The sequence below is a fragment of the Synechococcus sp. R5-13 genome, assembly GCF_047462015.1.
Classification (GTDB): Bacteria; Cyanobacteriota; Cyanobacteriia; order Thermostichales; family Thermostichaceae; genus Thermostichus.
Window position 1 is genome coordinate 14,083 of sequence record NZ_JANSIL010000007.1, and the last position, 19,992, is coordinate 34,074.

21 protein-coding genes are annotated in these 19,992 nt (G+C 58.3%); 7 read left to right on the forward strand and 14 right to left on the reverse strand.

Features of this window, described 5'->3' with window-relative positions; all coding sequences use genetic code 11:
* Window positions 1–160: 160 nt before the first annotated feature.
* Genes fabZ through NW840_RS00420 form a run of 4 tightly spaced genes read right to left on the reverse strand, consistent with a single transcriptional unit; the run spans window position 161 to window position 2,327 of the window.
* On the reverse strand, window positions 161–661 hold the full coding sequence (gene fabZ, locus NW840_RS00405; protein ID WP_011434327.1) for a 3-hydroxyacyl-ACP dehydratase FabZ: 501 nt from the start codon (window positions 659–661) through the stop codon (window positions 161–163).
* A complete protein-coding gene (locus tag NW840_RS00410) occupies window positions 651–881 on the reverse strand; it encodes a hypothetical protein (protein WP_414341663.1) in 231 nt (76 codons plus the stop codon). Before NW840_RS00410 ends, fabZ begins: the two co-directional genes overlap by 11 nt.
* A complete protein-coding gene (gene lpxC / locus NW840_RS00415; protein WP_011434326.1) occupies window positions 871–1,725 on the reverse strand; it encodes a UDP-3-O-acyl-N-acetylglucosamine deacetylase in 855 nt (284 codons plus the stop codon). Before lpxC ends, NW840_RS00410 begins: the two co-directional genes overlap by 11 nt.
* A 14-nt stretch (window positions 1,726–1,739) precedes the next feature.
* Complete coding sequence (locus NW840_RS00420) at window positions 1,740–2,327, reverse strand: hypothetical protein (protein WP_414341666.1); 588 nt, start codon at window positions 2,325–2,327, stop codon at window positions 1,740–1,742.
* Here NW840_RS00420 and NW840_RS00425 point away from each other — a divergent pair.
* Window positions 2,326–3,225: an RNA methyltransferase gene (locus NW840_RS00425; protein ID WP_414341667.1), complete on the forward strand. Its 900-nt coding sequence runs from the start codon at window positions 2,326–2,328 to the stop codon at window positions 3,223–3,225. The two genes, NW840_RS00420 and NW840_RS00425, sit on opposite strands and share 2 nt — an antisense overlap.
* Before the next feature lie 140 nt (window positions 3,226–3,365).
* On the opposite strand, the gene NW840_RS00430 is transcribed toward NW840_RS00425, so the two are convergent.
* The 3 genes from NW840_RS00430 to pstS all read right to left on the reverse strand — a co-directional run bounded on the left by NW840_RS00430 (window position 3,366) and on the right by pstS (window position 7,802).
* Window positions 3,366–4,310, reverse strand: coding sequence for a DnaJ C-terminal domain-containing protein (locus tag NW840_RS00430; protein ID WP_414341669.1), 945 nt, complete (start codon window positions 4,308–4,310; stop codon window positions 3,366–3,368).
* 208 nt (window positions 4,311–4,518) lie between these two features.
* Window positions 4,519–6,411 (reverse strand): molecular chaperone DnaK, encoded by a 1,893-nt coding sequence (gene dnaK, locus NW840_RS00435; RefSeq protein ID WP_414329477.1) that lies wholly within the window; start codon window positions 6,409–6,411, stop codon window positions 4,519–4,521.
* A gap of 290 nt (window positions 6,412–6,701) precedes the next feature.
* Entirely contained in the window at window positions 6,702–7,802 is a 1,101-nt protein-coding gene (gene pstS / locus NW840_RS00440; RefSeq protein WP_414329476.1) for a phosphate ABC transporter substrate-binding protein PstS, read from the reverse strand.
* 447 nt (window positions 7,803–8,249) lie between these two features.
* Here pstS and speA point away from each other — a divergent pair, with 447 nt between their 5' ends.
* On the forward strand, window positions 8,250–10,172 hold the full coding sequence (gene speA, locus NW840_RS00445) for a biosynthetic arginine decarboxylase (RefSeq protein ID WP_414341671.1): 1,923 nt from the start codon (window positions 8,250–8,252) through the stop codon (window positions 10,170–10,172).
* Window positions 10,173–10,276: 104 nt separating this feature from the next.
* On the opposite strand, the gene NW840_RS00450 is transcribed toward speA, so the two are convergent.
* The 5 genes from NW840_RS00450 to NW840_RS00470 all read right to left on the reverse strand — a co-directional run bounded on the left by NW840_RS00450 (window position 10,277) and on the right by NW840_RS00470 (window position 13,439).
* Complete coding sequence (locus NW840_RS00450) at window positions 10,277–10,516, reverse strand: hypothetical protein (protein ID WP_011434319.1); 240 nt, start codon at window positions 10,514–10,516, stop codon at window positions 10,277–10,279.
* A gap of 1 nt (window position 10,517) precedes the next feature.
* Window positions 10,518–10,892: a hypothetical protein gene (locus NW840_RS00455; protein ID WP_414341673.1), complete on the reverse strand. Its 375-nt coding sequence runs from the start codon at window positions 10,890–10,892 to the stop codon at window positions 10,518–10,520.
* A gap of 82 nt (window positions 10,893–10,974) precedes the next feature.
* Complete coding sequence (locus NW840_RS00460) at window positions 10,975–11,034, reverse strand: hypothetical protein (RefSeq protein WP_414341688.1); 60 nt, start codon at window positions 11,032–11,034, stop codon at window positions 10,975–10,977.
* A 725-nt stretch (window positions 11,035–11,759) separates the two neighbouring features.
* Window positions 11,760–13,064: a metallophosphoesterase family protein gene (locus NW840_RS00465; RefSeq protein WP_414341675.1), complete on the reverse strand. Its 1,305-nt coding sequence runs from the start codon at window positions 13,062–13,064 to the stop codon at window positions 11,760–11,762.
* Window positions 13,065–13,187: 123 nt separating this feature from the next.
* A complete protein-coding gene (locus NW840_RS00470; RefSeq protein WP_011434316.1) occupies window positions 13,188–13,439 on the reverse strand; it encodes an RNA recognition motif domain-containing protein in 252 nt (83 codons plus the stop codon).
* 374 nt (window positions 13,440–13,813) lie between these two features.
* Here NW840_RS00470 and NW840_RS00475 point away from each other — a divergent pair, with 374 nt between their 5' ends.
* From NW840_RS00475 to def, 4 genes are all read left to right on the forward strand, one after another.
* Window positions 13,814–13,993, forward strand: a complete 180-nt coding sequence (locus tag NW840_RS00475; protein ID WP_414341677.1) for an NblA/ycf18 family protein — start codon at window positions 13,814–13,816, stop codon at window positions 13,991–13,993.
* Window positions 13,993–14,319 carry a DUF2499 domain-containing protein gene (locus NW840_RS00480; protein WP_414341678.1) on the forward strand — a complete coding sequence of 109 codons (327 nt, stop codon included), beginning with the start codon at window positions 13,993–13,995 and terminating at the stop codon, window positions 14,317–14,319. Before NW840_RS00475 ends, NW840_RS00480 begins: the two co-directional genes overlap by 1 nt.
* A 3-nt stretch (window positions 14,320–14,322) precedes the next feature.
* The gene (locus NW840_RS00485; protein ID WP_414341680.1) at window positions 14,323–14,637 is read left to right on the forward strand and encodes a DUF3593 domain-containing protein; all 315 of its coding nucleotides are present in this window, start codon (window positions 14,323–14,325) and stop codon (window positions 14,635–14,637) included.
* A 137-nt stretch (window positions 14,638–14,774) separates the two neighbouring features.
* Complete coding sequence (gene def / locus NW840_RS00490; RefSeq protein WP_414341682.1) at window positions 14,775–15,365, forward strand: peptide deformylase; 591 nt, start codon at window positions 14,775–14,777, stop codon at window positions 15,363–15,365.
* A gap of 38 nt (window positions 15,366–15,403) precedes the next feature.
* On the opposite strand, the gene NW840_RS00495 is transcribed toward def, so the two are convergent.
* Window positions 15,404–15,757, reverse strand: a complete 354-nt coding sequence (locus tag NW840_RS00495) for a hypothetical protein (protein WP_414341684.1) — start codon at window positions 15,755–15,757, stop codon at window positions 15,404–15,406.
* Window positions 15,758–15,956: 199 nt separating this feature from the next.
* On the opposite strand from NW840_RS00495, the gene cbiD reads away from it, so the two are divergent.
* Window positions 15,957–17,063 (forward strand): cobalt-precorrin-5B (C(1))-methyltransferase CbiD, encoded by a 1,107-nt coding sequence (gene cbiD / locus NW840_RS00500; protein WP_414341685.1) that lies wholly within the window; start codon window positions 15,957–15,959, stop codon window positions 17,061–17,063.
* Window positions 17,064–17,340: 277 nt separating this feature from the next.
* Here the strand turns inward: cbiD and NW840_RS00505 are convergent, their stop codons facing one another.
* Entirely contained in the window at window positions 17,341–19,863 is a 2,523-nt protein-coding gene (locus tag NW840_RS00505; RefSeq protein ID WP_414341686.1) for an ExeM/NucH family extracellular endonuclease, read from the reverse strand.
* Between the last annotated feature and the right edge of the window lie 129 nt (window positions 19,864–19,992).

Genomic DNA, 19,992 nt, shown 5'->3' on the forward strand with positions numbered 1-19,992 from the left:
ATGAGCCTTAGAGCTACGCCCCACTGTCGCGACAACATGTTTACCGTATCCCGACAGAAAGGCGCAAGCAGCCCCTGAGCCATCTTTCTATCCCAACACTTTATCTCAATTGCGAGAACACCCACACCGGAGCGCCTCCTGGATGGCCGCTGTTGGCCCATCAATCCACCAGGGAGAACATCAGCTCCCCCTCGGTTACCAGTTGCCCTCCCACCTGAGCGCGGCAGAACATCTTGCCAATGCGTCTCTGGCGAATGGTGAGCAAATCGGCGGAGAGCAGCAGCTGATCCCCCGGCAGTACCGGGCGGCGAAAGCGAACGCCATCGATCCCGGCAAACAGGGCCAAGCGCCCGGCCACGTCCGGCAACTTGGTCAACACGATCCCCCCTATCTGGGCCATGGCCTCGACGATTAGGACGCCGGGCATGATGGGTCGGTTGGGGAAATGCCCTTGAAAAAAAGGCTCGTTGAAGGTGACGTTTTTCAGGCCCACCGCCCGTTGCCCCGGTTGATACTCCACAACCCGATCCACCAGCAAGAAAGGATAGCGATGGGGCAAGATCTCCAAAATCTGCTCCGTTGTGAAGACGGGGGGAGCGGTTGCCAATTGAGCGGCTGCTTCAGCCGAGAGAAGGGGAGGAGGGGAGACATCAGAGGACATGGTGAACCCACAGAGGCAGAGGACAAAACCAAATCCCGGACGGGGAGGACGGCAGGCCAGAACTCAGCCAAAAGAGCACCCAGGGATCTACGGAGAAGAGATCAAGAGATTCCAATAGAGCGGATCCCCTTGAAGAAAAGTGCTCGGCACCGCTGTCGCAACTGAGGATGGCAGGGTTGTTGCTGCGCAACCGGATCCCTTGCTCCCCCTCACTCTTCATGGATCAGCAGGGATCCACTCTTGAGCAACTGCTCGGCCAAACGGTGGTGCAGGGCATGGCCCGCCTTGTAGGCCACAATGTGCCCCTGCAGTCGGCAGCCCAGGAGGCTGAGATCTCCTAGTAAATCTATCAGCTTATGGCGCACCGGCTCATCTGGGTAGCGCAATGGCCCCAACCACTCGGTTTGGCTACAGACAATGGCATTTTCCAGGCTGCCCCCCTGGATTAGCCCCCGTTCCCGGGCCAGCTCCACATCCTGCTGGCGGGCGAAGGTGCGGGCCGGCGCAATGGACTGGACAAAATCCGGCCTGTTCTCCCTCCAGCTCAGCCACTGTTCTCCAATCGGGCAATCGGCAAAATCGATGCCATAGGTAAAGCGGGCTGTAGGATGGGGGAGGGCGCTGACAAAGGCTTCCCCCGCCCAGACAGTGACCGGTTCTTGGATCACCCCCAGCAGGGCTGGCTGATCTTGGGCCTGGATCCCGGCCTGGGCAATGGCCTCTACAAAGGGCAGGGCAGAGCCATCCAGAATCGGCAGCTCCGGCCCCTCCACCTCGATGCGGCAGTTGTCAATGCCCAGGATGTAAAGGGCGGCCAGCAGGTGTTCCACCGTCTGCACTTGAACAGAGGGGGATCCCTGCTGCAACAGGGTGCAGAGATGGGCAGGGGCCAGGGATCCCAACCGAGCCGGGATCTCAGGGGATCCCGGTTGATCCACCCGCACAAAAACCCGACCGCTGCCGGCAGGAGCTGGATGCAGACTGCAGCCAATTGGCAGGCCGGTGTGCAGGCCAACGCCTTCTAGGGCAATAGAGCTGGCTAAGGTGTGTTGCCGGCCTCTCATCGTGCTCCGCAGCGCTAGTGCAAACGCTCTTGGCCCTGGTCGAAAACGCGGTAATACAGCTCCCGATAGCCCACGCGCAGGTTGCTGCTGGCATCTGCCAACTTGGCTTTGTGGCTGCGGGTGCCGTAGGCGCTGAACACCTCGTAGGTATCTCCCTCAAAGAAAAAGGAAGAGACATCGGACACCTCTTCGCCCCCCAGCAACTGCCAGCGCCCCTGGCGAAACTGCAGCCGGTAGTGGGCTCTATCCAAGCTGCCGGAAGGACGGTCGATAATGGCGTCGATGCTGCCCTCGTAGAACGGCTCGGCACCACCATTGGGGATGGATATGTCCACAGGCCACACGTCCACAGCGATATCTCGGTAGCGGCAGTTGGGCCGGTTGCACAGGCGAATTGAGCGCATGGCCTCGGCAATGGCTTCCAGCCGCTGCCGCGCCTCGGCCAGAGAAAACCGCTCTGAGTCGCTATCGCGAACGAGCTGGGGCGATACCTGAGCCGGCCCTGCCAGCGATGAAGGGGCAGCCAGCGCCGGGGATCCCCAGCAGCATCCCACCAACACCAGACAAATCAAGCTCAGCCAACAACGGTATGCGGATCCCATGGATGCAATCTATGACAAAATCAAGCTCCTCTTCTCTACTCTAGGCACTCTGGGGGATCCCAACCTGATGCCGATATTACCCCACTCTGGCCCTGAACAACTGGCGCAGGTACGGCTTGTATTGGTGCAGCCGGCTGGGCCACGCAATTTGGGCGCTGTTGCTCGCATCATGAAAAACATGGGCCTCAGGCAATGGGTGCTGGTGGATCCCCAATGCGATCCCCTCGATATGGAAGCGATCACCACAGCCGTGCATGGGGCAGACCTGCTCCATCAAGCCCGGAAGGTGCAAACTTTGCCCGAAGCCCTGCAAGGGTGTGTGCAGGTTTTCGGGACAACGGGGCGCAGCCAAACCTACCCACCCGAATGGCAAATTCAGTCCCCCCGCCAAGCCTTTCCCGCTCTGCTGGCCGCCGGCCCTGCCGCCCTCGTGTTTGGCCCCGAAGATCGCGGCTTGAGCAACGAGGAGCTGGCCCTTTGCCATCGCCAGATCCAGATCCCCACCGATGCGACCTATCCCTCTTTAAACTTGGCCCAAGCCGTGGCCATTTGTTGCTATGAGCTGTACACCCTCGTCTGCCAGAGCCCTTCCCCTGCTCCTCCTATGCCCTCGCCTCAAAGGCTTGCCCCCTTCGAGCTGCTGGAGGGATTTTTCGACCACTTAGAAGCGCTGTTGCTGCAAATTGGCTACCTGCACCCCCACACAGCCCGCCGCAAAATGCTCAAGTTTCGCGCCCTGTTCCAGCGAGCCGGCCTGACCGTAGCCGAGGTGGCCTTGTTGCGCGGGATCCTGCGGCAACTGCAATGGAGCCAGGGATGCTCTCGTCAGGAACCTCTGGAAGCAAATGCAGCTCCCGTCCCGCCGACGCAACCAGATTCCAGCAGGACCCCATCTTGACCCCAAGGCTGGGCCTCCAGCCCCGCCCTACCGCTACCGGAAGCAAGCTAGAAGGGCGGCTTCCTGCTTTCAGGCGGCGCGGAGCGCTTGTCAAGAATCTTGAGGCTTTGGCCGTGGGAGAATATCGGAGAATATCAATGCTAGAGCTTAAGGGTGGCGCGGGGATCGTAGGATTGAACCCGCTGCAGCCTTTCGTAAAGTTCTCGCTCTTCTTCGGAGATCTGGGTGGGCAAATGGATCTGCACCACCACGTAAAAATCCCCCCGTTCTCCGTTGCCTTTGGGAAATCCCCTTTCCGCCAGCCGCAACTTTCGCCCCGGCTGCATGCCAGGTGGGATCCGCAGCTTCACCACCCCATCCAAGGTGGGCACTTCCACCTGGGCGCCCAAAACCGCTTCGCTGGGGCTGATGGGCAGATCGCAGTAAACGTCGAATCCCTCTAGGCGATAGAAGGGGTGGTCTTTCAGCTCAATTTTAAGGTACAGATCACCGGCACCGCCGTTGGGGTTGGGGTGGCCTTGGCCGCGCAGGCGAATCCGCTTCCCTGGCGTAATTCCCGGCGGGATGTTTACCTCGAGCACGCGATCCCCGCCCACCCGCAGGCGACGCTTGCCCCCCTCAAAAGCTTCTGGAATGCTGATCTGGATGGTGGCCTCAGCATCGTAACTGGTGTTGCCAGTGGATCCCGAAAATCCGCTGCTGCGGTCTGCGGTTTGGCTGCGCACCCGGCCCAGCAGTTGATCGATGAAGTCTTGAAAATCATCAAATTGGCTGAAATCGACGCCGCTCCCCCCAAAGTCTTGGCTGAAGGGGCTGCTGCTGTAGGTGTAGGCATCGCGGCTGGAGCGAAACCCGCCCTGCTGATAGTATTGGCCAAATTGGTCGTATTGCCTGCGCTTGCTGGGATCCGAGAGAACTTCGTAGGCTTCGTTAATGTCTTTGAATTTCTCTTCAGCCGCTTTGTCGTTGGGGTTGACATCTGGGTGATACTTGCGGGCTAGGCGCCGATAGGCTTGTTTCACCTCATCGGCAGTGGCCGTTTTGCTGACCCCCAAAATCTTGTAGTAGTCCTTAAAGTTTTGCATGGAGGCGTCCGCAGGCAAATCGCTGAGAGTGGGCAGAAAACCACGAGGCTAGGCGTCCCCGGCAAGGGCTCCTTCCCTCCGACCTACTGAAGAAAATGAGGAGGCGGGCTAGACGCCATCGCCCATCCCGTCCCTCCTCATTATCGGCGCTACAAGTAAGGGCGGGATCCGCCCTGGGCCCGCGGCCCACGGAGGGATCCCTGAGCAGTCACTTGCTCTCGGTGAAGTCGGCATCGATCACATCATCGCTGCCGCCGGAGGTTTTCCCTGAGCCGGGAGTGGGGCCAGAGGAGGCCCCCGGCTGTTGATACAGCTCGCTGCTCATGGCGTAGAGAGCCTCTTGCAGCTCCCGCTCTTTGCTCTGGATGGCGCTGTCGTCCTCCCGCTGGATGGCCTCCCGCAGTTCTCGCACCAGAGTCTCGATTTGGCTGCGTTTGCTGGAGGAGATCTTGTCGCCCAACTCCTTCAACTGCCGCTCGGCTTGGTAGGCCAGCGAGTCGGCCTTGTTGCGGCGCTCAATTTTCTCCCGGCGGGCCCGGTCTTCGGCAGCGTATTTTTCTGCCTCAGCAATCATGCGCTCCACCTCTTTGCTATCCAAAGTAGAGGCGCCGGTGATGGAGATGCTCTGCTCTTTGCCGCTGCCTTTGTCTTTGGCCGTCACCTTGAGGATGCCGTTGGCGTCGATGTCGAAGGTGACCTCGATCTGCGGCACACCGCGGGGGGCCGGCGGGATCCCGTCCAGCTTGAAGCGGCCCAGAGATTTGTTGTCGCGGGCCAGCTCCCGCTCCCCTTGCACCACGTGGATTTCCACAGAGGTCTGCCCATCTTCGGCAGTGGAGAAGATCTCCGACTTGCGGGTGGGGATGGTGGTGTTGCGCGGGATGAGCTTGGTGGCCACGCCGCCCAAGGTTTCCACCCCCAAGGACAAGGGGGTGACATCCAGCAGCAGCACGTCTTTGACTTCGCCCGCCAGCACACCCGCTTGGATGGCCGCCCCAACCGCCACCACCTCATCGGGGTTGACACTTTGGTTGGGTTCTTTGCCCAGCAGCTCCCTCACCAGCCGCTGCACCGCCGGAATGCGGGTGGATCCCCCCACCAGCACCACTTCGTTGATGTCGGCCTTGGTGAGCTTGGCATCCCGCAGGGCTTGTTCCACCGGCCCCTTGCAGCGCTCCAGCAGGTCGGCACAGAGGTGCTCAAACTGGGCGCGGGAGAGCTTCAGCTCCAGGTGTTTGGGCCCATCGGCAGTGGCAGTGATGAAGGGCAGGTTGATGGTGGTTTCGGAAACGCTGGACAGCTCGATCTTGGCTTTTTCCGCAGCTTCCGTTAGCCGTTGCAGCGCCTGCCGGTCTTGCCGCAGGTCGATCCCTTCCATTTGCTTAAACTGCTCGGCCATCCAATCGACGATCTTCTTGTCGAAGTCATCGCCGCCCAACTGCGTATCGCCGCTGGTGGATTTCACCTCGAAAACGCCATCCCCCACTTCCAAGATGGACACATCGAAAGTGCCACCGCCCAGGTCGAAGACGAGGATGGTCTCGTTGTTGCGCTTGTCCAAGCCGTAGGCCAAAGAGGCTGCCGTCGGCTCGTTGATGATGCGCAGCACTTCCAAACCGGCAATGCGGCCCGCATCTTTGGTGGCCTGCCGCTGCGAGTCATTGAAGTAAGCAGGAACCGTGATCACCGCTTGGGTGACCGGCTGGCCCAGGTAGCGGCTGGCATCATCCGCTAGCTTGCGCAGCACCATGGCCGAAATCTCTTCCGGCGCAAATTCCTTGTTCAGGCGGGGGGCGTATAACTTGACATTGCCCCGCTCATCCCGCCGTACCTGGTAGGAGACCCGCTTGGAATCGGCATTCAGCTCATCGTACCTACGACCGATGAACCGCTTAACGGAGTAGAACGTGTTTTCGGGGTTGAGCACCGCTTGGCGGCGGGCCATTTGGCCCACCAGGCGCTCTCCATCTTTGGTGAAGGCGACCACCGAGGGTGTGGTGCGAGTACCCTCAGCATTGGCGATGACGGTGGGGACACCCCCCTCCATTACGGCGACAACCGAGTTGGTTGTGCCCAGGTCAATTCCTACAACTTTTCCCATCGGCTCCTTATTCTCCTCTTCTTGAGTACATTGCTTCGGTTACCGCCGCCAGCCTGTGTGAAGTAGCTTGGGCAGCCAATCTGTGAAAATCCGGCAGATGCTTGGTCACTTCCTGGGTCGATCCTAACCAGCTGGTTGGCGAGGCCAGGGCGAGAATGCCGCCCATTTCTCGGGGCTGAAGGGCAGACCGGTTACGGATCTCCGTACCTGCAGCAGCCTTGCTTTCGGTGCCGCTTGGGGTATGGCCTGGGTTGGCAGCTATTGGCAACTCTTGGGGGACTGCTGCCAGGCTAGCTCTGGATAAGCTGCAGCGCCTCCAGGCCGCGGTTCACAACGGTTGCGGCCAGGGGCAGGTAGCCCATCTCCTCGGCCAGGGCTTGTCCTTCGGTAAGGGCCCAGCGGAGCACAGCTTGCAGGGCGGCGGCCATGGCGGGATCCGAGTACCGGCGGTAGGTCAGGATCCAGGTGTAGGTGACGATGGGATACGCTCCAGGGCCAGCGGGATCCGGCACAAAAGCCCGCAGGTTTTCCGGCAGCTCAATTTCGCTCAAGGCCAGGGCCGAGGCTTCCGGGGAGGGGAGAATGAACTCGCCGCGGCGGTTCTCCAGAGCTGCCACCGACAGATCCAGCTCGCGGGCATAGACCGACTCCACGTAGCCGATCACCCCTTCGCTGAGAAGCATTTGGGCGCTCATGCCCTCGTTGCCTTTCACCCCAATGCCCACCGGCCACTCCAGCGACATGCCAACACCGATTTCTGAGGCCCAAGCCGGATCGATGGCCGCCAGGTGGCGGGTAAAGGTATCGGTGGTGCCGCTGCCATCGGAGCGGTAGCAGACGGTGATGGGCAGATCGGGAATGGTTAGCTCCGGGTTCAGGGCCAGGATCTCCGGATCCCGCCACTGGTCGATTTGGCCGCGAAAGATCTTCACCAAAACGGGTCGAGACAGCTTGAGTCCAGAAGGGATCCCCGGCAGGTTGTAGCCTACGGCAATGCTGCCTGCGGTCATCGGGATCATGACCACACCCCGCTTCACCTCGGCGATCTCGGCATCGGTCATGGCCACATCACTGGCGGCAAAGTCCACTGTCTGGTCAATAAATTGCCGGATCCCAGCGGCGCTGCCCACCGGTTGGAAATTGATCTCCACCTTGGGATCCACCTGGCGGTAATCGGAAAACCAGCGCAAGTAAAGAGGAGCCGGAAAGGTGGACCCGGCCCCGTTGATCAGCAAAACTTTGTCGGAGGACTGGCTGCCGGAGGCAGGAACGGGATCCCTGCCGCTGGGTTGGTCAGAACGGGATCCCCTTTGGCAGGCGCTCAAGGTAGCGCCGGTGGCCAATAAAGAAAGCAACACTTCTCGGCGACGGAAGCGGGGCAGTTGAGCCATGGTTCAGGTTCTCCGAGGTCACCGCCCCGATCCTTGTCTTGCCTGCGGGGCCCTGTCAAGGGTTGCCGGCGAGAGCTCTTGGGATCCCGTGCGTGGCCCACTTTCCCCAGGTGGCTGTCTTTCCCTCTGCGCCATCCCCGTATTCCTCGCTACGCTTCCCAGCAAAACTCAGGATCCAACCCAAGTCCAGAAAGGAAAGACAGAAAATGGAGAATTCAAGAGAAAAACAAAGAAAAACAGCGCAAACAAGAGATTGAGCGAGCTGAGTTCTGCGGCAGTTGCACAGAGATCCCCAAGCCAAAGCCTTGTCTGGCAAGGCTTAGCGGTTTTTGGGCCTGAGTCCCCCCGCACCAGAAAAATCTTGACATATTCTGGAATAAGGCAATATATTGTGGATTCTGTGCAGAAATCCTGCGCTGTTCACATCTCGGTATCTGGGGGACTACTATGCCGACTTTGACTCGTTCTCCCTGGACACTGCGAGACAGCGAAAAGCTCTATCGCATCTCAGGTTGGGGGGATCCCTACTTCCGTATCAACGCCGCCGGTCATGTGGAGGTGACCCCACAGGGCTTACAGCAGCAGGAACCGGGCATTGACCTGTACCACTTGGTGATGGATCTGGTGGCGCGGGGCCTGCAGTTGCCCCTCTTGATTCGCTTTCCCGAGATCGTGGCCGACCGCATGCGGCGGATTTGCGAGAGCTTTCAGCAGGCCATCCAGCGCTTTGGCTACCCCAACGTCTATCGGGGGGTTTACCCCGTTAAGGTGAACCAGCAGCGCCACCTGGTGGAGGAAGTGGTGAAGCACGGTCGCGCCTACCACTTTGGCCTGGAGGCGGGATCCAAGCCGGAGCTGTTGATTGCCCTAGCTTTGCTGGATACTCCCGGGGCTTTGCTGATCTGCAACGGCTACAAAGACCGGGATTTTATGGAGACGGCTCTCTTGGCCCAGCGGCTGGGGCGCACACCCATCATCGTTTTGGAGCGGCTGCAAGAGCTGGAGCTGGCGCTGCAGGCTGCCGACCAACTGGGCATTGACCCCATCTTGGGGGTACGGGCCAAGCTCTCCGCCCAGGGCAGTGGACGCTGGGGCACCTCGGCTGGGGATCGGGCTAAGTTCGGCCTCACGGCCACCGAGATTTTGCAAGTGGTGGAACGGCTGCGGGAAGCGGGCAAGCTGCATTGTCTGCGCCTGCTGCACTACCACATCGGCTCCCAGATCTCGATGGTGAGCGTGCATGGACGGGCCGTGCGGGAGGCCAGCCAAATCTACATCGAGCTGGTCAAGCTGGGGGCCCCCATGGGCTACCTGGATATCGGCGGCGGCTTGGGGGTCGATTACGACGGATCCCAGTCCCCCAATCCTTTTTCCCAGAGCTACAGCATGGAGGACTACGCCGCCACCGTGGTGCAGACCGTGCTGACCGCCCTAGAACCCCACGGGATCCAGCCGCCGGTACTGGTGACCGAAAGCGGACGCGCCCTGATGTCCCACCAGTCGGTGCTGGTGTTTGACGTGCAAGATGTCAACGCCGCCAGCCCCTACCCCATGCCCACCCAGCTTACTTCCGATGCAGAGGTGATCCAGAAGCTAAACCAGCTCTACTACCAAATCCAGCCCGATACTCTGGTGGTCAACTATCGCCGTTGTCAGGAGCTGAAGGAGGCCGCCCTGCGCCAGTTCACTGAGGGATCCCTCAGCTTGCAGGAGCGAGCTGAAGTGGAGCGGCTGTTCTGGAACTGCTCCGACAAGATTTGCACCTTGGCCTACGAGCAGCACCAAGCGGGGCATCCGGTGGCGGTGGATCTCTTGGATCTGGACGAAATGTTGGCCAGCATCTACTACGGCAATTTCTCTCTATTCCAATCCCTGCCGGATAGCTGGGCCATCGACCAGGTATTCCCCATCATGCCCATCCACCGTCTGGATGAGGAGCCACGCCAATGGGCTACCCTGGCGGATCTCACCTGCGACAGCGACGGCAAGATCAACCGCTTCTTCGGCGAAGATGGGCAGATCACCTCGGTCTTGCCGCTGCACGACCCCAACGGACATCCCTACCTGCTGGGGGTGTTTCTGGGGGGCGCTTACCAGGAGATTCTCGGAGATCTGCACAACCTGTTTGGCGATACCAACGCGGTGCATATTCGCTCCCGCCCCGGCGGCTACCACGTTTCCCAAGTCATCAAGGGGGACACCATTGGCGAAGTGCTGAGCTGGGTGCAGTACAACAGCGAAGATCTGGTGGAGACCCTCCACCACGCCACCGAAGCCGCCCTACAACGGGGGCAGATCAGCCTATCCCAGGCCCGCGCCTTGCAACGGCACTTTGAAGACAACTTGCGGGCCTACACCTACTTGCACTGAAGCTGGGTTTTTTCTACGAAACCCTTGAAACCAGAAAGGGATCCCGGTTTAGGCCGGGATCCTTATCTCTCTGCATCTGGAAGTTTGGGATCAAACTTGGCCGGTTACAGGCGCACTGGACTGTTCAGGGTCAAGTTAATCGTTTGGTTAGGGCGCAACACCACGACTTGAGGTGCTGTGATATTGCCCACCGCCACTCCGGCTCCAGCTCCGCCAATGACCCCTAAGGCAGAAACGCCTCCTGTGAGCAAGCCCAGCACCGTACCCCCCACAGCACCAATGGCTGCATCTTGAGCAATCGCTTCGGCAGAATAGTGGCGCGGGTCTTTCTCAGTGTGGATCAAATCAGTGGATCAAATCAGAAGACATCTGCACCGAGTAAAGTCGCCCATTGGCAATCAAAGCTGTGCCGAAGAACCTGGCCCCTCCCTGAGTCGGTCGCAAGCTGCCTCGCACCTCGCTGCCTGCTGGAATCGCCAATTGGCCGCTGCCGTTGTAGATGTCCTGGGCTACCCGCAGGGTAAGTGGGTGGGTGCTGTTGGGACTGAAGTACTGGGGCTCTTCTCCCTTGAAGCTTTGGACGGGAATGATGGTGCCCGGCTGCAGTTGGCGCACTCCCAAATCAAACAAGTGCTGGGCAGAAGCAGATGGCATTGTCAACAGACCCAAGCTGGGGATGGCTAAGCCAATCATCGCTGCCGAAAGAACACGAATGCTCATAAAAATTCTCCGGTAAATGTTCGATTAAATGTTCGATCAAGATCCCAACGGAAACACAAGCCCTTGCGGGCCATCTTAAAGATCAAGCCCGACGAACGAAGCCAATTAACGCCAACAAAACCAAAGCCCCAATCGTGGCCATCAACAAGCTTCCCAACAGGCCCGTAGCCGACAGGCCAAGTAAATCCAAGTAAATCGAAGAGGAATCCTCCAAAAAATGCCCCGCAAACACCAACAATTATGTTGCCTATCAAGCCAAAGCCATAGCCGCGTCGGATATTTCCTGCCAGCCAACCTGCTAGGGCTCCGATTAGGAGAAACCAAAGTATGCTGTTCATAGAACCTACTTCTCCATAGTATGCTGTTTCTACAGCATACCTATTGTTGTGAGAAAATAAATTCCCTGAGAACCAACCTTCTGTACACTTGGCACACTTGACGCCCACTTGACAAATTGGTAGCCTTTGCCGAGAACAGATCGTTATTTGTCTTTTAATATATAGACTCTATAGATTTAATAGACTGACTCTATAGAAAAGAAGATGGGAATTTCATGAATGCTAGAAAGGGATCCCCTGCTTGCTGCAGCTTCACAATACCTAAACCTCAAACAAAAAAAGACTGGCAGTGTGAGGTCTACCAGTCTGAGTCAGTTCCCTGTGAGTGAGCTGATGCCGTCGTTGCCAACGTCTTCAACCCGATTCCCAGTTTGTGTTGCTTTTTGCCATTTCGAAGTGATTCAGATCACTTGAAACTTGAGGAGCCCGCAGCTTTGGCAAGCACTCCTGTCCTGATTTCTTCGTACAGGGATCCCCCATCCCCACCCCTATGAACCCTGAGGCGACAAAGGGAGCATCTCAAAACCAATCAAAACAAAGGCAACTGCTCCTCTTCCACTGGGGCAAGGCTTGAAGATCCCAGCTCCTCCCAGTTGGGGGCCCAGTCTTGTAAAGGATCCACATATTCCTCCAACAACTGACGGGCCGCGGCCAGCAAATCGTTGTGCAAGGGGGCCAGATCGCTGCGGTCGGCCAGATACTGCTCCAGAGCCGTCAGGGGCTCAAGTCGGCTGGGATCCCATCCCGGCAGACGGATGCGGCTGGGGCTGACCACTTCTGGGGCGATGGTGTAGCTAAAAGCAGGGGCAAGAGCGTTGTGCAGAGCCCGCTCATCAATGCACTCTAGCTGGTCGGGCCGTATGCGGTAGATCAACCGCAGGATGGAGCCGGCCACGGGGGCCTTGGCGATGGCGGCCAGCAGCTTGGACTGCGCCTGCTGGGGTGGATCTGCGCTCAGATCCAGGCGAATGGTGTGAAAGGTACGGGTTGGCAGGGGCAAAAATTCGTAGCTGGCCCCCGTATGGGTGACTTCCACCAGCACACAGCCTTTTTCCTCTTTTTCTTCGCCAAAATCCACCCGCTCAATGCTGCCGGGATAGAGCATCAAGGGATCCCGACACAGCACCTGGTGACGGTGTACATGCCCCAAGGCAACATATTGATAGGCAGGCCGAGCCAGCAGCGAAAGGGGCACCGTAAATCCTCTGCCCACCGAAAGATGGCGTTCTGCTCCGTAGCGGGCTGTCTCCACCATGACGTGAGCCAACAAAATCGCCGGGATCCCTGGCTGCAGGGTGCGGATCTCCCCTTCTAGGGCTAGGCGGAGGCGCTGCAGGAGCTGATGCGCGAGGATTTCCCCTTCAAGCGCCAAGCTTTCCTGTTGGGCGAGTAGAGCAGAGCGACTCAGCCAAGGTAAAGTGGTCACCTGCACCGGGCCACCACGGGTTTCGATCCAATGAGTTTGCAGCTTGTCTCCCACAATAAAGCCTGAGACCCCCAAAGCGCGGTAGATAGCCAGGCTGTTGCCTCCCTGTCCCTGCCCGTACTGATCGTGGTTGCCCACCAACAGGACGGTTGGGATCCCTGCATCGGCCAGGCGGCGAAACTGTTGGGCAAAAAGCTCTTGATGGAGAGGGGGGGGTGTCGCATCGGGGAAAGCATCGCCCCCAAACAACACCAGATCCACCGCTTGGTTGAGAGCATGGTCAATGCACAAGCGCAAAGAAGCTACAAAATCTTCCAAACGGGTATTCAGGCCGGTGGCCGGGTTAATGTGGCCGTAGGCAAGACCACTGCCCAGATGAATGTCGGAAAGATGTAGCAACCTTACCATCTTGGGCGCTCTTGGAGACTTTGCAGCTCTCCCATCTGTTGGGATAAACCTTGCCGTTCGCGTTAGCGGGACGGAGTCCTTTGGTTGTCCAGAATGGCAAACCCAGGGTTGAACAATCTTTGCTTAGGCTTGGCGGCGGGGCCTGGCTCGATCCAAACGCAGAGGCCGGCCCATGAATTCCTGCCCGTTCGCGCTCTCGATGGCTTCGTCCTCCTCAGCTTCAGTTGCCAGATCCACAAACGCGAAGCCTCGTGTCTGACCTGTCTCTCGGTCTATCGGGATTGTAACCGACTTAACGTTCCACCTCTGCTGGAAGAAAGCTTTCAGTTCTTCTGTTGAGGCTTTATAGTTTAGGTTCCCCACAAAAATGGTCATGGCAATTCAAGCAAAGTAAGTCACCAATCAGCAAGGGTGGCAACAAAGCTCCAGAGTACTTCACTTCTATCATGGAGCCCTGCCGAATCGCCGAACATGACGGGATGTAAAGGGATCCCTGCCGGAAAATCTTCCCCCTTCCCCATCCAAAATGCGCTTTCGTCAAACTTGACGGGCCTGTACTTTTTCTGCCACTGGGTTGAGGTTCTCTGCCCTCGCCTCGGCCAAGCTCCCTTCCGGCACGTCGAGATCCGGCATCTTGTCACGTTGTTGCGATTTGTTAAGATATGTATTATCCTGCTTGCACTACCTGGCCAGATCTGCGCTGTTGGAACTCTTTGCAGACCTCTCTACCTGAGCACCCTGAGGTGATAATGATGGATGAAACGCTAGGGCTCTCTTTGGAGCAGCAATTTCGCCAGCGGGCTTTCGAGACCTTGGTTTCTCGCATGAGCCCCGAGCAGGCCAAAGACATTTTGGTCAAACTGCACAAGCAAATGCTGTTGCAGGAGGCCACTTACCGCCAACTGCTGCGTCATTCCCTCAGCGCCTGATGCACGCCCTTTCGCTTCCCACCTGGTGGATTCACATTGCCAGCGTCTTGGAGTGGATCGCTGCTATTGTGCTCGTGTGGCAATTTGGGGAGCGGGTGGGCCAGCCCGAATGGCGAAGTTTGAGCTGGGCGATGCTGCCCGCTTTGTCGGGGGCAATGTGCGCAATCACCTGGCACTGGTTTGACAACGACCCCAAGTTGGACTGGGTGGTGACTGCACAGGCCAGCTTCACCTTGCTGGGCAACTGCACCTTGGCTTGGGCTGCTTACCGCATTTGGCGGGCTGAAAGGGTGGATGAGCCTGCACAGAAGGGGGATCCCGACTAGGCGATGAGCAGTTTATTTGCCCTCTCTCTGTTCCCCTACCTGGTCTTTTTATTCTTCCTGTCGCGGCTGCGCCGGATCCCACGTTCGGCCTTGGTTGGATTTTGGCTGTTGTTGCTCTTTGTGGCCGTCAGCATCCCGGCAGGGCTGTACGCTCAGATGCACTACGGCACTTCCCTGGCCAATGTGGATCCCTTGCATGGAGGGGCAGAGGCTTTTCTCACCCTCTCCAATATTTTGGTGGCCTTGGGCTTTAAGCAGGGAATTGACCAACAGGCCCAACGACTTCCAGAGGCTGGCGACGGCAACCCTGAGCCATGATCATCCCAAACAAGCCTCTACCCCCTCTCCAAAGGGAGAGGAGAGCTAGGCAACAATGGTTTCAGCACAACCAGGACTGAATGTAGAATGGGGATCCAGACCCGATACCTGCTGTTTATTCTGAAGAGATCTGCCGGATGGTGGCTACCCTTTCTGTTGCCGTTCCCAAAGTGAAGCTGAAGCATCCGCCCCTGCGCATTTATCGCATGGGGGACAAGGTGCTGCGGCAGCCGGCCAAGCGCGTTAGCCAGGTCAATGAGGAGATCCGCCAGCTTGCCCGGGACATGCTACAGACCATGTACAGCTTCGATGGGATTGGTCTGGCGGCTCCGCAAGTTGGCATTCCCAAGCGCATGATTGTGGTGGATCTTTATCCCGATAAGCCGGAGGTGCCACCCCTGGTGCTGATCAACCCGGAGATCCGGGAGTACATTGGCGAGGCCGTTGCCGGGCAGGAGGGTTGCCTGAGCATTCCGGGGGTGTTTTGCGAGGTCGTGCGCCCAGAAGGGATTGTGGTTTCGTTTAAGGATGAAACGGGGCGGCCCCGCACCCTTCGAGCGGACGATTTGCTGGCGCGGGTGATCCAGCACGAAATCGACCACCTCAACGGCGTGTTGTTTGTGGATCACGTGGAAAACGAGCTGGTGCTGGATCAAGAGCTGCGCAAACACGGCTTCCAGATGCAGGATGTGCAACGCAAAGGCAAGCCCTCTGCTGTTCCCCGTTGAAGCCTTTCCAGACCGGTCCGGACGACTGTCGGTTTGGTTTAGTGTTGCAAGCGCTGGGCCAAGAGCTGCTCTTCCAGAGCGGCAATACGGTTGTAGGCAGCGGTTAACTGGGCACTCAGGCGCTGTATTTGGGCTTCGGGGGCCAGCTCATGCCCCATGCTGCGGTTGCTCACCACGGTGGGTTCATCATCCAGCAGGAAGTTGTAGCTGCCATCTTCCACCAAGTCTGAGATTAGAACGCTGTAACGGGAGGGGGCGGGGGTGTTTTTTTTGGCTTCCTGGGTAGCCAGGAGAACGGCCACCACCTGCTCGGGCATCCGCTCGATGGCAGCTTTTAGCTCCTGTATTTGCGACTCCAGACGCTCAAGGTAGTGCTGCACTGCTTCGCTCATAGCTGCCCCAGTTTTCGACTACCTTCATTGAAAAAGGCAAATTTCGGATCCCCTCTTCTTCCCCCAGATCATTTAACGATTGCTTCCGGGAGGTGTTCCCCGAAACTCCTGGGTTCTCTCACAAGCCACAATTGAGGTGTGCATTTTCCGGAGATTTTGGTTTTCCGGTTACCTATTTCCCAAGCAAAAATCTGTGCAGATGCAGGATGCTGTTCAGGGATCCCGACCGCGGGGCTACACCTTGCCCGTTTTCGCCGTTGCCTCGGCCAGAGCTGCTCTTCACCACCTTCTGGGGATCCCTTTGGAGAAGGAAGGGGGGCGCTTGGCGATTGCGGTGCAGGCTGAGCCCCGGTCCCTTGAGGCTCGGATCCGGATCCCAGTGGAGCAGGTAGCTGCCTTGGAGAAGACAACAGCTCTGGCCATTACCCGCTCGGATCCCGGCCCCCACCTGGATCTCACCCGCGACACACCGGTCTGGGCTTGGGTGAGGTTGGAGGAGAGGGATCCCGAGGATCCCCCCTTGATCTTGGAAGCCGGGGAAGGGCTGGGGCGACGCACCGATGGCAGCCCGGCCATTTATGCCTATGCCCGCCGTTTGTTTGAGATCAATCTTTTGCCCGGGATCCCAGAGGGCTGCCGCCTGCGGGTGCGCATCATTTTGCCGGAAGGAAAGCTCCTGGCGGAGCGCACCTCCAATGCCGCTTTTGGGGTGCTGGAAGGGCTGGCCCTGTTGGGAACGCGGGCGGAGGTGGAGCCTTCCTCAAGTGTTGAGAGCTTAGAGCAAGCCCGCCAAGAGCTGCAACAAAAGTTGGAGCGGCACAAGCATTTGATCTTTTGCGTGGGCAGCCATGGGCAGCAGGTGGCGCTGGGGCAAGGGATCCCGGAAGACCAGATCCTGCGAGTAGCCAATTGGATAGGGCCGTTGCTGGTGGAAGCGGCGCTGCGGGGGGCGGAGTCCATTCATTTGATCGGCTACCACGGCAAGCTGATCAAGCTGGCAGGGGGGATCTTCACCACTTCCAGCCACGTGGCCGATGCCCGCTTGGAAATTCTGGCGGCAGCCCTGATCCGGCGTGGGGGAACGGCAGAACAGGCACGGCAAGTGCTGGAGTTGCGGACAGTAGAGGCAGCGGTGCACCATCTGGATGGCCTTGGCTGGGCAGCACCCGTGATGCAGGAGTTGGCTCGCCAAATCCTGGAGCGAGCCGCAGGCTATGTGCAAAAGTATGCCGGTCGATCCCTGCTGTTGGCGGTGACGTTGTTCGACCGACAGGGGCACATCTGCGCCCAGGTGGGGATCCCATAATGAGGTCATTTCGATTGAGACGAGGACATTGCAATCCCCCCGGATCCTCAACCATTTTTCTCCCGAAGTGTCTTAAGCGCTCCGTGCCGCCAAAGGCAACCACCCCCGGCTCCTCTCCCTTTAGTCCGTGCTCCAAAAGTCAATCCCTCTGCTCGAAACCCGCTGAGCAACGGTGGATCCCGGCCAAGACCACATAGGAGAGCGTTACGGCTGAGGAAGCAGATCCACTTTCCCAGCCACTGCCAATCAGACTCAGGTTGGCACTAGGATCCCACACCTAGTTCCCGGAGATGTTGACACTATCCACCTGCCAGCGAGTGGCCGAGCCGGAAGCTGTACCAGAAGAGCGATAGCGGAAGGCAATGTAAACACGGTTGGAAGGCTGGATCCCAGCCAGAGAAATCGGGCCGGAGTCGACGAAGCTGCCCGTAGAGAGAGTGGGAATCGTCAGAGCAGTCCAAGTGGCTGCATTCACTGCCGCTGGAGTGCCTGCACCGCTGTAGTTGGTGGAGTAAAGAACGCTTAGTTGTTGCGAAGGAGGAAGGCCGTTATCGCTAAAAGAACTCTGATTGCGGAAGGTCAGAACTGGGTTGCTGACGGAAGCCAGGTTCAGAGGAGGAGTGATCAGCCAGTCATTACCCGGTTGCTGACCGTTGAAAGCGTTGGCCTCGGCAAGGGAGTTGACACAACGCCAGGAACGACTGGTGTCGCCGTCCACATCCACAATCTGCCAGCCGGCTGGAGCAGGGTTGCAGTTATCAAAGCCTTCAGTCAAAGGCAGGTTAACGGAAGGAGGAGTTGGTGTCGGTGTGGGCGTCGGCGTCGGTGTTGGGGCCGGAGTCAGGTTCAAGCCAACGAGCACCGGATCGTGGTCGGAAGAGCGGAAGGGATCGCTGGCGTAGAATAGGCTCTGCTGAGAGGGACTCTTGAAGCTCAGGGTGTAGTCCAAGCTCACGGGCTCATCAGCGTTGATGTGCCACTTAGCTGAGCCTGTAACTTGGGGTCTCAGACTGCTGTTGGCCAGGGCATGATCCAGGGATCCCCACTGTCCTTGGAAGCTAAAGGAGTAGCTGTTGGAGCCATTGAGGTTGATGAACCCGCCCGCCTCCAGAGTTTTGATCGGATCCTCCATAGCGTAGGAGTTGAGATCCCCCATAATCAACACATCCGGATCGGTGGAGCCAGTTGGATTGGTGGCGAGCCAGCTCAAGAGTTGCTGAGCGGCCCGGGTGCGGTTGCCGTTGCAATTGCCTTGGAAGGGATCGTTGTCAATAGGATCGCAGGGAGAAACCTTGGACTTGAAGTGGTTGACCACAACAGTGAAGGTGGCGTTGTTGCTCCGCTGCCGGAAGGTTACAGCCAGAGGAGGACGATGGAAGCGTCCGGGGCCTTGGGTGAATTCCCCTGTGTCCAGGAAGGCCGGGTTAGTGCCGGGGGCAATTTCAACCGTAGCTGGCTTGTAGATAAAGCCGTTGGTGATGGCATCGCCGCCCAGGTTGGGCACTCCAACATTCACAAAGGCGTAGGTTCCTGCCCCCATGACCTGGTTGAGCCCGTTCACCAAATCCTGAATGGAACTATTCGAACCGTATCCATCGTTTTCTAACTCGTTGAGGCCTACGATATCGGCATCCATGCGGCGAATAGCCTCGATGAGCTTATCCCGCTGGCGGGTGAACTCGGTGGCGTTGCTGGCTCCCCGACAGGAGGAGTTATTGGGGAAGCAGGCGTTGCCGAAGGTGTTGAAGTAGTTGAACAGGTTAAAGCTAGCTACCCTCAGGGAGCCCCCTACTGAGGGTGGGTTTTGCGGGCGAGGGTTGGTGGCTGTAAACCTGGGCAAGTTGTTGGGATCATTGGGGTGGATACGGTAGTCGATGGTCGCATCCACATCGCCACTGACATTCCGGCCTCGCAACTGGGTCATGATCCCGGTGATGTTGCTGACGAGATCGCCGCCGCGCACAGTGTTAGCCGCGCTCAGGCCACCCGGAGTGGGGTAGATAACCGGATCTGGGTTTTGGGTGAGCAGCCGGTCATCAATGCGAATCCGCTTTCGGTCGTTTTCCGCTTGAATGGCAGCTGCCTGGCTGGGAGCCGCAATTTGCGTAGGAGTGAACAACCGCTCTGTGGCCACACTCAGCTCCCCGTGGCGTCCCAGCAAGAAGGAGTCGGTTACAAACAGGGGCTGATTTCCAAATGTGACCAGCATTCCTTCCAGAGCTTCCCTTTGCTCCGCAGTCAGCGGTAGAGAGATCTGCACTGGGGCCGGCAACGGATTGTCAGAACTACAGACAGTAAAGCTGGTGACGTTGGAGAGCTGGGTTTGCTGGCGGAACTCAGCAACCGTTCCGGTCACCTGAACCCTATCCCCAAGCCTGACGTTATTAGCTGTGCCACTGAAAACGAAGATGCCATCTGATGTGGCGGGATTCCCGTCACCATCATCTTGTAGGTAGTAGCCCTGGAGATAGGTTTGGCCAGCCACCCCCTCATTTTCAAAGTCTCCTACTACGATTCCAGAAACCGTGACTGTTTGGTTCACCAGGGGGGAAGTGAAGCCAGTGCCCTGGACAGTGCCAACTGGGATCAGGTTGGCGTTGGGATCACAGCCTCTCGGCGTGGGCGTCGGTGTTGGCGTGGCTGTGGGTGTTGAAGTCGGGGTCGGTGCTGGCACAGGTGTAAGTTTTGGCAAAAGAGTTCTTCTGGAGCCGAACCCTTGCAGAGAAACCAAAAGCACCAAACCAAAAACTAGCACCGCAATTGATTGGGCAACACGACGCGAAGTAACCCTAGACCACATCTGCTTCACTCCTCCCGAAACTTCAAAGGATCCCGTATTTTTACCGTCTGTATGGATACCATCTTCAGCTAGAAATCGCAGGAGCCCCGCACTGTACCCGTAGGGTCAGTGTCGGGAGGAATGCGGAAG